This is a genomic window from Clostridioides sp. ZZV15-6388, from assembly GCF_020657755.1.
Taxonomy (GTDB): domain Bacteria; phylum Bacillota; class Clostridia; order Peptostreptococcales; family Peptostreptococcaceae; genus Clostridioides.
Genome location: NZ_JAGWCU010000055.1, coordinates 1 through 14,041, shown reverse-complemented (window position 1 = coordinate 14,041; position 14,041 = coordinate 1). Strand labels below are relative to the sequence as shown.

General features: G+C 27.6%; 14 protein-coding genes. 12 read left to right on the top strand and 2 right to left on the bottom strand.

All coding sequences use genetic code 11. The features are described from left to right. The 8 genes from KGF48_RS19150 to KGF48_RS19115 all read left to right on the top strand — a co-directional run. Positions 1-252: transposase (locus KGF48_RS19150; protein ID WP_227868459.1), on the top strand; the 252-nt coding region annotated here is incomplete at its 5' end. A gap of 185 nt (positions 253-437) precedes the next feature. Continuing rightward, a complete protein-coding gene (locus KGF48_RS19145) occupies positions 438-1,619 on the top strand; it encodes an NADP-dependent malic enzyme (protein WP_227841146.1) in 1,182 nt (393 codons plus the stop codon). A gap of 181 nt (positions 1,620-1,800) precedes the next feature. Continuing rightward, on the top strand, positions 1,801-2,064 hold the full coding sequence (locus KGF48_RS19140; protein WP_227841147.1) for a zinc ribbon domain-containing protein: 264 nt from the start codon (positions 1,801-1,803) through the stop codon (positions 2,062-2,064). Positions 2,065-2,180: 116 nt separating this feature from the next. Further along, on the top strand, positions 2,181-2,609 hold the full coding sequence (locus KGF48_RS19135; RefSeq protein ID WP_227841148.1) for a hypothetical protein: 429 nt from the start codon (positions 2,181-2,183) through the stop codon (positions 2,607-2,609). A gap of 237 nt (positions 2,610-2,846) precedes the next feature. After that, positions 2,847-3,533 (top strand): response regulator transcription factor, encoded by a 687-nt coding sequence (locus KGF48_RS19130; protein ID WP_227841149.1) that lies wholly within the window; start codon positions 2,847-2,849, stop codon positions 3,531-3,533. A gap of 10 nt (positions 3,534-3,543) precedes the next feature. After that, positions 3,544-4,785 (top strand): sensor histidine kinase, encoded by a 1,242-nt coding sequence (locus KGF48_RS19125; RefSeq protein ID WP_227868458.1) that lies wholly within the window; start codon positions 3,544-3,546, stop codon positions 4,783-4,785. A gap of 71 nt (positions 4,786-4,856) precedes the next feature. Beyond that, entirely contained in the window at positions 4,857-5,540 is a 684-nt protein-coding gene (locus KGF48_RS19120) for an ABC transporter ATP-binding protein (protein WP_227841151.1), read from the top strand. Further along, positions 5,537-7,870, top strand: coding sequence for an FtsX-like permease family protein (locus KGF48_RS19115; RefSeq protein WP_227868457.1), 2,334 nt, complete (start codon positions 5,537-5,539; stop codon positions 7,868-7,870). The genes KGF48_RS19120 and KGF48_RS19115 overlap by 4 nt, the downstream gene beginning before the upstream one ends. A gap of 87 nt (positions 7,871-7,957) precedes the next feature. On the opposite strand, the gene KGF48_RS19110 is transcribed toward KGF48_RS19115, so the two are convergent. Beyond that, positions 7,958-8,800, bottom strand: a complete 843-nt coding sequence (locus tag KGF48_RS19110) for a S1-like domain-containing RNA-binding protein (RefSeq protein ID WP_227841153.1) — start codon at positions 8,798-8,800, stop codon at positions 7,958-7,960. A 292-nt stretch (positions 8,801-9,092) separates the two neighbouring features. Here KGF48_RS19110 and KGF48_RS19105 point away from each other — a divergent pair, with 292 nt between their 5' ends. From KGF48_RS19105 to nagB, 3 genes are all read left to right on the top strand, one after another. Continuing rightward, positions 9,093-9,827, top strand: coding sequence for a GntR family transcriptional regulator (locus KGF48_RS19105; RefSeq protein WP_227841154.1), 735 nt, complete (start codon positions 9,093-9,095; stop codon positions 9,825-9,827). Positions 9,828-9,836: 9 nt separating this feature from the next. Then, positions 9,837-10,970: an N-acetylglucosamine-6-phosphate deacetylase gene (nagA, locus tag KGF48_RS19100; protein WP_227841155.1), complete on the top strand. Its 1,134-nt coding sequence runs from the start codon at positions 9,837-9,839 to the stop codon at positions 10,968-10,970. 102 nt (positions 10,971-11,072) lie between these two features. Then, positions 11,073-11,822 (top strand): glucosamine-6-phosphate deaminase, encoded by a 750-nt coding sequence (gene nagB / locus KGF48_RS19095; RefSeq protein ID WP_227841156.1) that lies wholly within the window; start codon positions 11,073-11,075, stop codon positions 11,820-11,822. A gap of 94 nt (positions 11,823-11,916) precedes the next feature. On the opposite strand, the gene KGF48_RS19090 is transcribed toward nagB, so the two are convergent. Next, positions 11,917-12,336 (bottom strand): hypothetical protein, encoded by a 420-nt coding sequence (locus tag KGF48_RS19090; RefSeq protein ID WP_227841157.1) that lies wholly within the window; start codon positions 12,334-12,336, stop codon positions 11,917-11,919. A gap of 486 nt (positions 12,337-12,822) precedes the next feature. Here KGF48_RS19090 and KGF48_RS19085 point away from each other — a divergent pair, with 486 nt between their 5' ends. Further along, complete coding sequence (locus tag KGF48_RS19085) at positions 12,823-13,455, top strand: response regulator transcription factor (protein ID WP_227841504.1); 633 nt, start codon at positions 12,823-12,825, stop codon at positions 13,453-13,455. The last annotated feature ends 586 nt before the right edge of the window (positions 13,456-14,041 follow it).

Sequence of the window (14,041 nt, the reverse complement as noted above, 5' to 3'; positions counted from 1 at the left end):
AAGGCTATAGCAAGTCAGAAATTCTTTGAGTTCAAAACTAAACTAATGTCTAAGTGTAAGCAAAATAATATAGAACTTAGAATTGTTGATAGATTTTATCCATCATCAAAGACTTGTAGCCAGTGTGAAGAGATTAATAAGAATTTAAAACTTAAAGATAGAGTTTATAAATGTAGTTGTGGTTTATCTATTGATAGAGATTTAAATGCAAGTATTAGTCTTAAAAATGCTAAAAAATATAAGGTAGCTTAAATACAAAGTAATTCGCCCACACGTGGTTCAAAAGCACTTATATATGTACGGAGGGCTAACTTCGGAATTTAAGCCTTTGGAGAACTATATGAAATCGTAGTAGCTTAGGCAAGGCGAGGTTCAGTGAAGAAGGAAAAATCTCGATATGGATATATTTGACCATATTTTGAGTAGCAGGAAGATTGATGTCTAAGGATTACGCAAAATTGGCATTAGAAATGCATGAAGTTAATAAAGGGAAAATAAATGTAGAAAGTAAGGTAGAAGTTAAAACTAAGGATGATTTATCAACAGCATATACACCAGGTGTTGCAGAACCTTGTCTAAAAATACATGAAAATCAAGAGGATGTTTATAGATATACTTCTAAAGGTAATTTAGTAGCAGTAGTTAGTGATGGAAGTGCTGTACTTGGATTAGGCAATATTGGTGCTGAAGCAGCTATACCTGTTATGGAAGGTAAATCTATATTATTTAAGCAATTTGGAAATGTAGATGCTTTTCCAATATGTTTAAAGACTAAAGATGTAGATGAAATAGTTAAGTCTGTGGAATTAATGGAACCAGTATTTGGAGGAATAAATTTAGAGGATATATCTTCTCCAAGATGTTTTGAAATAGAAGATAGATTAAAAAAATCTTTGAGTATACCTGTTTTTCATGATGACCAACATGGTACTGCAATAGTAGTGGCAGCAGCAATAATAAATGCAATAAAGTTAATTGAAAACAAAAGAATAGAAGATTTAGAAATAGTTATAAATGGAGCAGGTGCTGCAGGTATAGCAATAGCAAAAATATTACTTAAAATGAATGTTAAAAATATAGTACTATGCAACAGAAGTGGTGCGTTGGAAGCTAACATGGAAAGATTAAATTTGGTTCAAAAAGAAATGTTAGATGTAACTAATATAAGAAATGAAAAAGGTTCTTTGAAAGATGTTATAAAAGGTAAAGATGTATTTATAGGTGTTTCAGGTCCAAAAACTGTAACAAAAGAAATGGTTGAAAGTATGTCTGAAAAACCAATAATACTAGCAATGGCAAATCCTACTCCAGAAATAATGCCAGAAGAAGCAAAATTAGGTGGTGCGTTTATAATGGGAACTGGTCGTTCAGATTTCCCTAACCAAGTTAATAATGTTTTAGCATTCCCAGGAATATTTAGAGGGGCACTTGATGTGAAAGCTAAAGAAATAAATGAAGAAATGAAAATAGCAGCTGCATATGCAATTGCTAATACAATAACTGATGAAGAAATATGTCCAGAATATATATTACCAGATGTATTTAATAAAAATGTAGTAAAAAACGTTGCTGAAGCAGTTAAAGAAGCAGCAATAAAAACTAAAGTAAATAGAATATAACTTTTATTTAAGAATTAAAAATTTAAGTGAGTAAATAAAATATAGACTAATAGAATTTATATCTTAATATATAATTTTATTAGTCTTTTTATTTTTAATATGACATAATCATGTCATATTAATATTGCTATAATTTAAATATGGTTAGGAGCCAAAGAAAAATATACAAGGAGTGATTATAATGGAAGAAACTAGATTTTGTCAATGTTGTGGTATGCCAATGGGATGTACTAATGAATTGTATGGAACAAATAAAGATGGAAGTAAAAGTGATGATTACTGTAGCTATTGTTTTAAAGAGGGTGAATTTACTGCTGATATAAGTATGGAAGAGATGATAGAAATCTGTATACCTCCTATGGTTCAAAGTAATAAAGGTATGACTGAAGATGAAGCAAGAAGTATGATGAATAATTTCTTTCCAACATTAAAGCGCTGGAAATAAGCTTATACAAATTCAATAACTCATATAAAATTCATTAAAACTTAATACTATAAACACATTAACTCTATATACTAATATTATTATATTTTATTAAATAATGTATTGGAGGAGTTAAAATGAAAAATTTTATTGAGAAGTTGAAAAAAAGTTTTGGAGTGAAGCAATTTAAAAAAATATCAAAAGTTTCAATTATAATGTATTGCTTATCTATTTTGTTGGCTATTTATGGCATATATGTATTTATAAATTGTACTGAATATATATATACTATGCTATCTACAAAACAATTAACAGTCACAGGAAATGAATATACCATTATAAATTATTATATGAGTAACTTTAGTCAGTATATAATATTTGCTATTTTACTTGCATCAATGGGATTTGTAATACAAAAGCTAGGGCATATGAATTTCGATAAGATGGAACTTAGTGGTAACTATTCAACAAATATTAGAAATATAAGTGATATTTCTATAGGTAATGGTAAAGATAATGAAATGTTTGATAAAGGCAGTATTGAAAATAGTATTTTAAAAAGATAAATAACACAAATATATAAAATATGATTAAATAAAGCTTAGAATACTTAGTGTATTTTAAGCTTTTTTAATTATTAAGATTTCAAAGTATTAAATTAATGATATAAAATCATATAAAAATAATTTTAAAATATTTAAATCATTGATTTCAAGGTATTATATTTTTAAAAGAGTAAAAATATAATAAGTTAGGTATATAATATATGAAAAGTAAAAAATAAAAAAATGGAAGTGATTGAGATGAGTAGTATATTGTTGGTTGAAGATGATTTAAGTTTGATATATGGATTAGAATTTTCTATACAAAAGAATGGATTTAGTGTTGATGTAGCAAGAACAGTAGAAGAAGCATTGCAAATGTACAAAGAAAAAAATTATGATTTACTGCTTTTGGATGTATCCTTACCTGATGGTAATGGTTTTGATATTTGTAAAAAAGTAAGAGAAGTTTCTAATGTGCCAATTATATTTTTAACTGCTTCTGATGAAGAAGTAAATGTAGTGATGGGGCTTGATATGGGTGGAGATGATTACATAACAAAACCTTTTAAATTAAATGAGTTAATTTCAAGAATAAAAGCTTTACTTAGACGTTATAATTTTACAAATGAAAATGTAACTGAATTAAAATCAAATACTATTACTGTTAAATTACTTGAAAATCGTGTTTTTAAAAATGAAATTGAGCTGGAGCTTACTACAGCAGAATATAAATTATTGTTCTTATTTATGAAAAATAAAAATATTGTACTTACGAGAAAAAATATATTGGACAAGTTATGGGATGGGAATGGTAGTTTTGTAGATGATAATACTCTATCAGTATATGTAAGAAGGCTGAGAAATAAGATTGAAGATAATCCAGAAAATCCAAAATTTTTATTAACAATTAGAAGAATGGGTTACAAATGGAATGTTATAAAGTGAGGGTGTTAATATGAAGATATTTTCTAATAAAGACATAAAAATATTTTTTTTGGCGATTATATCCATTTTATTGATGTTTATAGTAGTGGGTCAAATAGTAATTATAAATATAACTAAGGATTATAAAAGGGAACTGGTAGAACATGATTATAATATAGCTGGATACTTATATAGTATGGGTGTTGATAAATCAAAAATACCAGCAGTATTTACTACTAATGAAGATAAGTATATTTTAAAAGGAAAAGAAATCTTAAATACAGCTGGATATGACTTTGATACAGATAATAGTTTTATGCCAAGTGTGAAATTGTTTCAAAGTAAATATATAAAAACTATGTTTCTGTATTTATTTGTGTTCTTTACTATGATTATTTTTATATTGTATGTGTATTTTTTTAGGCAACAAAACAAGATAGAAGAAGCTAGTTATAAAATTGATTCATTTATGAATGGAAATATAAATGTACGGTTAAATACTTATGAAGAAGGTAGCTTATCAAAGTTATTTGGTTCAATAGATGCTATGTCAACATCTCTAAACACGCATATAGTGAAAGAAAAACAGAATAAAGAATTTCTTAAAAATACAATTTCAGATATATCACATCAACTAAAAACTCCACTTACAGCATTGATGATGTATAATCAGATATTGCAAGAAGAGATTCATAATAGTGAAGTTATTGAAGGTTTTGTCCAGAAGAGTCAAAATGAATTAGAGCGTATAGAATCATTGATACAAAATTTATTAAAGATTACAAAGATAGATTCAAAGACAATAATTCTTAACAAAAATAGTGTTAACATAAAAAAAATGATTACTAAAATTTTATATAGTTTTGAAACTAGAGCGGAAAAAGAAGGAAAGATTATATCTATAAGAGGCCTAGAAAATACAAACTTATTTTGCGATTATGAATGGATGTCAGAAGCTTTAAGTAATCTTATAAAAAATGCATTAGATAATACAAAAGAGAACGATAAAATAATGATAGAGTGGATTGAAACACCTATAACAACTATTATTTCAGTAAGGGATACTGGAAATGGAATTCATATTGAAGATATACATCATATATTTAAAAGATTTTATAGGAGTAAGTTTTCAAAAAATAATCAAGGTCTTGGACTAGGGTTGCCACTAGTCAAAGCTATCATAAAACAACACAATGGAACCATCACTGTAGAAAGTAACTTTTCACAAGGATGTACATTTACTATAAGTTTTTCAAAGCTTACTAATATGTAAGATAGGATACATCTTACAGTAAGGTGTATGAATTATTATGATATTAATCAATTAGAAAGGTGAGAGAGCAAATGGATATTCTTGTGGTTAATAATTTATGTAAAACATATGGAAATGGATACACAAAAGTAGAGGCGTTAAAAGATGTATCATTTACAGTTTCTAAGGGAGAATTTGTGACTGTAGTTGGAGAATCTGGCTCAGGTAAGAGTACATTATTAAATCTTTTAGGAGGTCTTGATACTCCAACTTCAGGAAAAATCTTTATTGATGGTAAAGAAATATGTTCAATGAAAGAAGAAAAACAGACTATTTTTCGACGTCGTAATATAGGATTTATATTTCAATCATATAATCTTATACCAGAATTAACTGTGGAACAAAATATAGTATTTCCTTTACTACTAGATTACAAAAAACCAGATACTATTTATCTAGATGAAATATTGACAATTTTAGGTCTTAAAGATAGAAAAAACCATCTTACAAATCAATTATCTGGTGGTCAGCAACAAAGGGTTGCAATTGGAAGAGCACTGATTACAAAGCCATCAATTATATTGGCAGATGAGCCAACGGGAAATCTTGACAGTAAAAATAGTAGTGATGTAATTTCACTTTTAAAAGTGACAGCAGAAAAATATAATCAAACTATTATTATGATAACTCATAATACAAATATAGCTTCTACAGCAGATAGGATACTACAGGTTTCTGATGGAGTGCTTAAAGACCTGGGGGTGAATAGAGAATGAGAAGCTACTTAGAACTAGTACCACAGTATGCAAAGGTACATAAGAAAAAAAATAAAACTACAATTTTATGTATTGTCATTGCAGTATGTTTAGTTACTGCTATTTTTGGACTAGCAGATATGGCTATACAATGTCAAAAAGTACAATTTATTAAGGATGATGGAAATTGGCACATAGTACTTAAAAATCTTAATGAAGAAGCTATATCAAAAATAAGTGGTAGAGTAGATATAGCTCACCATGGGAGAGGACAAGTTGCTAAAAATGGAGAATTTAAATCAAGGGAGATTTTGATACAAGGCTTAGATGAAGATTTAGCAAAACAATTAGGTCTAGAAATAATAAAAGGGCGTTATCCTGTTGGAGAGAATGAAACTTTAATAGATATAGATGCAGTTAAGGAATTTAATTTAAAAGTAGGAGACTTTATAAAAGTAAGGTTGGCAGATGGGAGAGATAAAAACTATAAGATAGTAGGCGTATATTCATCAATGGCAGGATTAAAAGCCTCAGATAAACATGGATTGATGCTTTCAATACTAGGTATACAAGCTATTGAAAAATCAGAAACATATAATAATTATTATATTACATTTAAAGACAGAGTTAATATTAGAAAAGCAACCTCTGATATTAAAAACACCTTAGACTTAAGTGATAAACAAGTTGGTAAAAATGAAAAATTACTTTCTATTATAGGTCAAGGTGACTCTGATTATTCTAAACCACTTTACTTGACAGCAGGAGTACTTTTTATACTTGTGTTAATAGCAAGTATTATCATGATATACAATAGTTTTAATATGGGTGTAATAGAGAGAATAAAATTTTTTGGACTATTACGTTGCTTGGGAGCATCAAAACTCCAAGTCAAAAAATTTGTTGTTTTAGAAAGTTTAATTCTAAGTGTAAAGGCTATTCCAATAGGGTTGTTATTAGGAAGTATTGTAACCATTATAGCCTCTATATTTCTCAAATATGTGAATACAGAGTTATTTGGCTCTATGCCAATTTTAAAGGTTAGCTTTATAGGTATTGTGTTTGGAATAATAGTAGGATTTTTAACAGTAATATTATCAGTTGTTGTTCCATCAAAAAAAGCTTCTCGAGTATCGCCACTAAGTGCTATACGTGGAAATCTAATGTTCAAAGAAATTTTAACTAATGAAAAAGCAAGTAAAATTGCTAATGCAAGAAGTTCTAAAATTGATACTTCTATGGGAATAAATCATGCTTTTTCAAGAAAAAAATCTTTTATACTTATGACTTCTTCATTTGCTATTAGTATTGTGTTATTTTTAGGTTTTAGTGTATTTATAGACTTTATGTATCAAGCACTTAAACCTATAAAGCCAGAAGCTGCTCATATATCTATTGTTGACCCTGATTTTAAATCTGTTCTTACTAAAGAAGATATTAATGAAATAAGTAATATCAAAGGAATAAAAAAAGTATATAGTAGAATGATGACAGATATAGAGGCTACATATAATAATAAAGGGGCAAAATCTCAGCTAATTTCTTATGAAAAGAATCAATTTAACTGGGCTAAAAAGTATCTAGTAAAAGGGGAAATTAATGAAGAGAAATTAGAGTCAGAAAATCTTGGATTGGTAGAGGAAGGTCATGGGTTTAATATTGGAGATAAGATATATATTAAAAATGGAAATTCTAAGAAAGAGATAGAGGTAGCAGGTATACTTTCTTCAATTCCATTTGATGTTAAAGACAAATATATTGGAAATATTATAACATCTGAAAATACTTTTACAAATGTAACAGGTATAAAAGACTATATAATAATTGATACTCAAGTTGATGAAGATGCTCCTGGAAATTTAATTCAAAATATAAGAAGTGTGTTAGATGATACTTTAGAGGTTCGAGATAAGCGACAAGGTAACTTAGAAGCTAAAAATTCATTTTACACTATGGCAATTTTTGTATATGGGTTTGTATTTATAATTGCGATTATAAGTATGTTTAATATCATAAACAGTATGAATATAAGTGTTACAAGTAGAATAAATTATTATGGTATTATGCGTGCAATAGGCATGTCCAATAAGCAATTAAGAAAAATGGTAATAGTAGAATCAAGTACATATGCTTTAAGTGGGTGTTTATTGGGTAGTGTACTTGGATTAATATTACATAGGTATATATTTGTATCTTTAGTAACATTAAAATTTCATATAGAGTGGAAAATACCTTTTGATTTACTGTTTATCATTGTGGTGACTATGATACTAATAACTTTACTATCAGTAAGAAAACCAATTAAAAAGATTTGTGAATTAGACATAATAGATGTAGTAAATGCGCAATAAATATAGGTAGTAACTTAAATAAAAATCGAAGTAAATATGAAATAGAAAATATCTTTCATTTTTACTTCGATTTTTGTGTTATATAATTTACTTTAGATAAGTTCCATCTTCATCTTGATAAATTAAGTCTTTCTTCATAAGTACTCCAAGAGCACGTTTAAAATTTTTCTTACTTGAATTAAATAAGATAGAAATATCTTTAGGGTCAGATTTATCATTAAATTTCATATATCCATCTGAACCTTCTAAATAGCTTAAAATTTTATTTTCTAAGGTATCAAGTTCATCTTTTCTGTTTCCTCTAGGAGAAAGCCCTAATTTACCATCATCATATATTTTTATAACATGTAAATTTTCAAGAACATCTCCAGCTTTTAATTCTGTAAAGTATTCATTATGAAGGATTACACCAGCATATTTATTGTCAACACATATCATAGCAGAGTTGTTGGTTTGGAATCCATACACAACTCCATTTACCACATCTCCTGCATTGTAAGTATGGTCTGTCTCTAAATATGAATCTATATCTGTAGTAGCAGCTATTCTTCCACTTTTATCTAAATATATATAAAATAAATATTTTTCATCTCTAAACAATGGATAAGTCTTAGCTTTAAAAGGAACTAGTATGTCTTTTGTAAGCCCCATATCTATAAAAGTACCAATGTCTGTGTTATCAACTACTTTTAGATATGCAACATCTCCAACTTTAGCTAAAGGAGGTATTAAAGTTGCAGCAGTTCTATCCTCAGAATCTTTAAATATAAAAGCATTTACTTCATCGCCTATATTTATTTCATTTTTTCCTATTAATCTATTGTGAAGAAGCACATCGTCCTTTGTGTTATTAGTTTGTCCATCTAGGAAATATCCAAATTCTGTTTTTCTCTTTACTATAAGCTTATTAAAATCACCTATTTTTATCAAATTAAAATCATCCTCTCATTTTATATTTACAATTTAGTCATACTACTCTTATGTAGTAGTGTTTCACAGTATATGTATTAGTATTAGTGAAATTTATAATAAATAATGTAATTATTCATGTATTTTCAATTATTTAGCTTCTTATATAGTATAAACTCCAATTTCTTTTTTGTCTTTAGATTTTCCTAAAATTTTTACAAAATAAGTTAAAAGTATTGAAATAAATTTTCTTTTAAAGTATAATTGGTATATACCAAAATTGGTATATACCATATTGAAAAGTGGTGATTTTATGAAAATAGTAGATAAATCTAGTAATATACCATTGCATACTCAACTAAGTGCCATAATAAGAGAGATGATAGAAACAGGTGAGCTTAAAGAAGGTGATGCAATAATACCAGAAAGAGAACTTTGTAATATACAAAATGTAAGTCGTATGACAGTGAATAAAACTATTGTTGGCTTAGTTACAGAAGGTCTTCTTTACAGGGTACAAGGAAAGGGTACATTCGTCGCAAAGCAAAAAAAGAAGTATCAGTTCTCAAATGTAAAAGGTTTCACTGATGTAATGAAGGAAAAGGGAGTAAACATAAGAACGGATATATTATCCTTTGAGATGGAACTACCAGACGATTTAGTAAAAAGAAAGCTTGGAATAAGTGATAATACAACAAATATATATAAAATTATTAGACTTAGATATACAGATGGAGAGCCATTTGGATTAGAAATAGTGTATTTATCAGAAGAAATGTGCAAAGGTCTTACAAAAGGAATATTAGATAATTCTTCATTATATAGAATTTTGAATGAAAAATATGGCTATAAGATACAAAAAGCTGAGCAAGTAATGGAGCCAATTATACTTTCAGATGAAGAAAGTAAGCTTCTTGAAACAGAAGAAGGTTCTTTAGCCCTTAAACTTCATAGGAATTCTTATAATAAAGAAGGTAATCCTATAGAGTATACCATATCGATATTTAGAACAGATAAATATCAATATGAAATAGTATTGAGTGAGTAGGTGAATAAGGTGAAATGTTTAATTAATGGGAAAATAGTATTAAAGAATCAAATTTTAGAAAATAAAATATTAGTATTTGATGAAAAAATAATTGATATAGCTGATGAGATACCAAAAGATTGTGAAGTTATAGATGTTGATGGTAAATATATATCTCCAGGTCTTATTGACATTCATATACATGGAAATATGGGAAAAGACACAATGGATTCAACTGATGAATCTATTGAGACAATTTCAAAATCAATAATGAGACATGGTGTAACATCTTTTCTTCCAACCACAATGACAATGGATAAAGAGCATGTTTATGATGCACTTGAAGTTATTAAAAAAGCTAAAAGTAGAAAAACTGGAGGAGCTCAAGTATTAGGAGCACATTTAGAAGGACCTTTTATAAATGAAAATTATAAAGGGGCACAAAATGAAAAGTTTATAATAAATTCAAAATATGAATTTATCAAAGAATACAAAGATGTCATAAAGGTCATAACTTATGCTCCAGAAAAGGATATAGATTTTGATTTTACTAGAGAAATAAAAAGATGTACAAATATAGTTTTATCTATTGGTCACAGTAATGCAAGTTATGAGCAAGCTAAGGAAGCTATAAACTTAGGTGTAACAAATATAACTCATATGTTTAATGCAATGACTGGATTAAACCATAGAGACCCTGGAGTTGTCGGTGCAGCACTTACAACTGATGTATATAGTGAATTAATAGCAGATACAATCCATATAAATAAAGATTTATTTCAATTTATATTGAACAACAAAGGTAGAGAAAGATTGATTTTAATAACAGATTCTATTGAAGCAGGTGGACTTGAAGATGGAAATTATGCTCTTGGAGGTCAAAAAGTTATAGTTAAAGGTAATGAAGCAAGACTTGAAAATGGTGCATTAGCTGGTAGTGTATTGTCTTTAAATAAAATGGTACTTAACTTTCTAAATAATACAAACCTTAGAGTAAATGAAGCAATTAATTTAGCATCTTTAAATCCAGCAACATCTTTAGGCATAAATGATAAAAAAGGAAGTCTAGATATAGGTAAAGATGCAGATATAGCTGTGTTTGATGACAACTTAGACTGCAAGATGACTCTATGCTTAGGAGAAGTAGTATACAAAAATATGTAGCATGTAAAAAATAAGCTTTAAAGAAAATAAAAGATATTTAAAAATAGTAATAAATTAAACTTATATCAGTGAAAGTATTAGCTAAAATTTAGGAGGAACAAAATGAGAGTATTAGTATGTAAAGATTATGATGGAATGAGTAAAAAAGCAGCTGAAATGATAGCGGCTCAAATAGTTTTAAAGCCAAATTCAATACTAGGATTAGCTACAGGAAGTACACCAATAGGTATGTATAGAGATTTAGTTAAGAAATATAATGAAAATATAGTAGATTTTTCAGATGTAATAAGCTTTAATTTAGATGAATACTACAAGTTGCCAATATCTAATGACCAAAGTTATGATTATTTTATGAAAGAAAATCTTTTTAATCATGTAAACATTAAGTCAGAAAATACTCATTTACCAAATGGAATGGCTGATGATATTGAAAAAGAATGTATGAATTACGAAGCTTCTATGGATAGAGCAGGAGGTATAGATGTACAAGTACTTGGAATAGGCCGTAATGCTCATATAGGTTTTAATGAACCTGATGATAAATTTGCAAAAAGAACTCATGTAGTTGAATTAACAGAGTCTACAATAGAAGCTAATGCAAGATTCTTTGAATCAAGAGAAGATGTTCCTAAAAAAGCTGTAAGTATGGGAATTGGTTCAATTCTAAAATCTAAAAAAATATTACTTTTAGCTTCAGGAGAAGAAAAAGCTGATGCAGTATATAAAACTGTTTATGGCGATATAACTCCAGAAGTTCCTGGTTCTATACTTCAACTTCATAAAGATACTATAGTTATAGTAGATGAAGCAGCAGCAAGTAAGTTAAACCCAGAAGATTACAAACTAGTATAAGAATACGAAAGATAATTCTAAAAGAATAGCTATCTTTGAATAATTTTGATTATTTAAAGATAGCTATTTTTATTTAAACTATTTAATATATATACTATTTCTTGTAAAAACTTGTTATTAAAAAATATCCAAATAATATATTAAAAATGGTTATGCTTAAGAATTTGTTATCAGTTATAATAATGCTACCTACAATTGGTAATCTTCCTATTCCAAAATTAAAGATTAATATAGGCATTGCTGATAGTAAAAGAAATGGTAAACAAAGAATAATCAATCTTGGTACATCAATACTCCAACTGCCATTTTTTCTATATTCATTAAGAAATGATTCAAATCCCAGCAATAATCCAATGGGAGCACATGAAATTAAATTAATAAAGATAAGCTTATTAAAGTTGAAGGCAAAGTCAGTTCGAGTTTGTACATAGTAGTCAAAATTCAGCTTTACAACTAAAAGATATAGAATAACTAAAATAATCAAAAATAAAAAATATCTAATTGACTTTTTCATTTTAAATTCCCCTTTCAAAAGAATTTTATCTAGTTTGATTTTGCTATAACTTAAATTTTATTGAACTGATTCAAGAAATATCTAAAATAGTTGAAGTAGTGAGATGAACAGATTTTAATATGCAAAAATTTATTAAAAAAACAATAAATTATAGTATTTAGTATAATTATAATGGTAATAGTTAGAATATTCAATAAAAAACATGACAAATATCATTTTTAATAAAAAATGAATAAATATAGTCGACTATTGAACTATTATGTTGTACTATTTCTTATATACAATTCAACAATATTATCGAAAGCTTATATTTGCCATAAATTTGCCTCAAAATCCAAACAAGTTTGAAACTAACATACTACAAAAAACTGATATAATTTAAGTATAGGAGAAAAACTGAAATAGAAATCTTATTAGAAATTAGTAGTCAATTAGTATATTAGATTATTTAATTTAAATTAAAAGTGAAATAAGGAGGAATTTTTTATGCAGAAATTAATTTATATAGCAGATGATGAAGATAATATTAGAAATTTAGTAAAGACGTTTTTAAAAAATGAAGGTCACAATGTTGTAGATTTTAAAACTGGAGATGAACTTTTAGAACAATTTAATAAAAAAGAATGTGATTTAGTAATCCTAGACATAATGATGCCAGGTTCAAGTGGATTTGAAGTATGCACAAAGCTTCGTGAAAAAAGTACCGTACCAATAATAATGCTTACAGCAAGAGATACTGACATAGATTATATCACAGGAATAACTTTGGGAAGTGATGATTATTTTACAAAACCCTTTAGTCCTATGTCACTGGTTATGAGAGTAAAGTCTATATTTAGAAGGATTGAATTTGAGAAGAAACAGAATTATGATAAGTGTAATGATTTTTTAGACATGGAATTAAAATTTGGAGATGTAACAATAAATAAAAAAAGTAAGATGGTTACAAGTAAAAATATCAATATAGACCTTACACCAAATGAATATAATTTATTGACATATTTATTTGAAAATAGAGATAGAGCAGTCTCTAGGGATGAATTGTTAAACAAAATATGGGGATATGATATAGAAGTTGAGACAAGAGCTGCAGATGATACAGTAACAAATAGTTTATAAAACTTTATAAAAAAATTATAAAAATATAAACTATACTGCGTATGTAGAGAAATCTGCATAGGACACCACTTTAAAACCAGTAAACCCTAAAGCTCTACCACCACAATAAAGGATAGAATCAGAAACCTTTATGATGGTGAGAAATCATAACAAGTGTAGAGATGGCATAAGGTTAAATCCTAAGTGCTTATACAATGGAGATTTGGTCGCCAAGCCTAGAAATAGGAAGGTCAAACGACTAGACCGAGAGGTCGTAAAGCCCTAAGCGATTGAGGGAAGAAATGGGTGGCTCTTAACAGGTAATGCTGAAGATGAAGAAATAGTCTTTGCACGTTCTGAAAGGAAGTGGCTATTAGCGTGAGCGAAATAGCATCTACAAAGTAGCGATTGTAGATAAAAATGTATAAACTCTATAAATTAATATAAATACTTTATAATTCGTCAAATGTTAAATTAAATAAACTTGCAAAAAAAGAAACTCTCTATTTATGAGTGTTCCTGTAATTTTCACAATGGCTATAATTAGATTATAAAAGTTCTAAATCCAAGGGTAAAGTTTAATGGAAAGTATTGGTACTTGTCACTA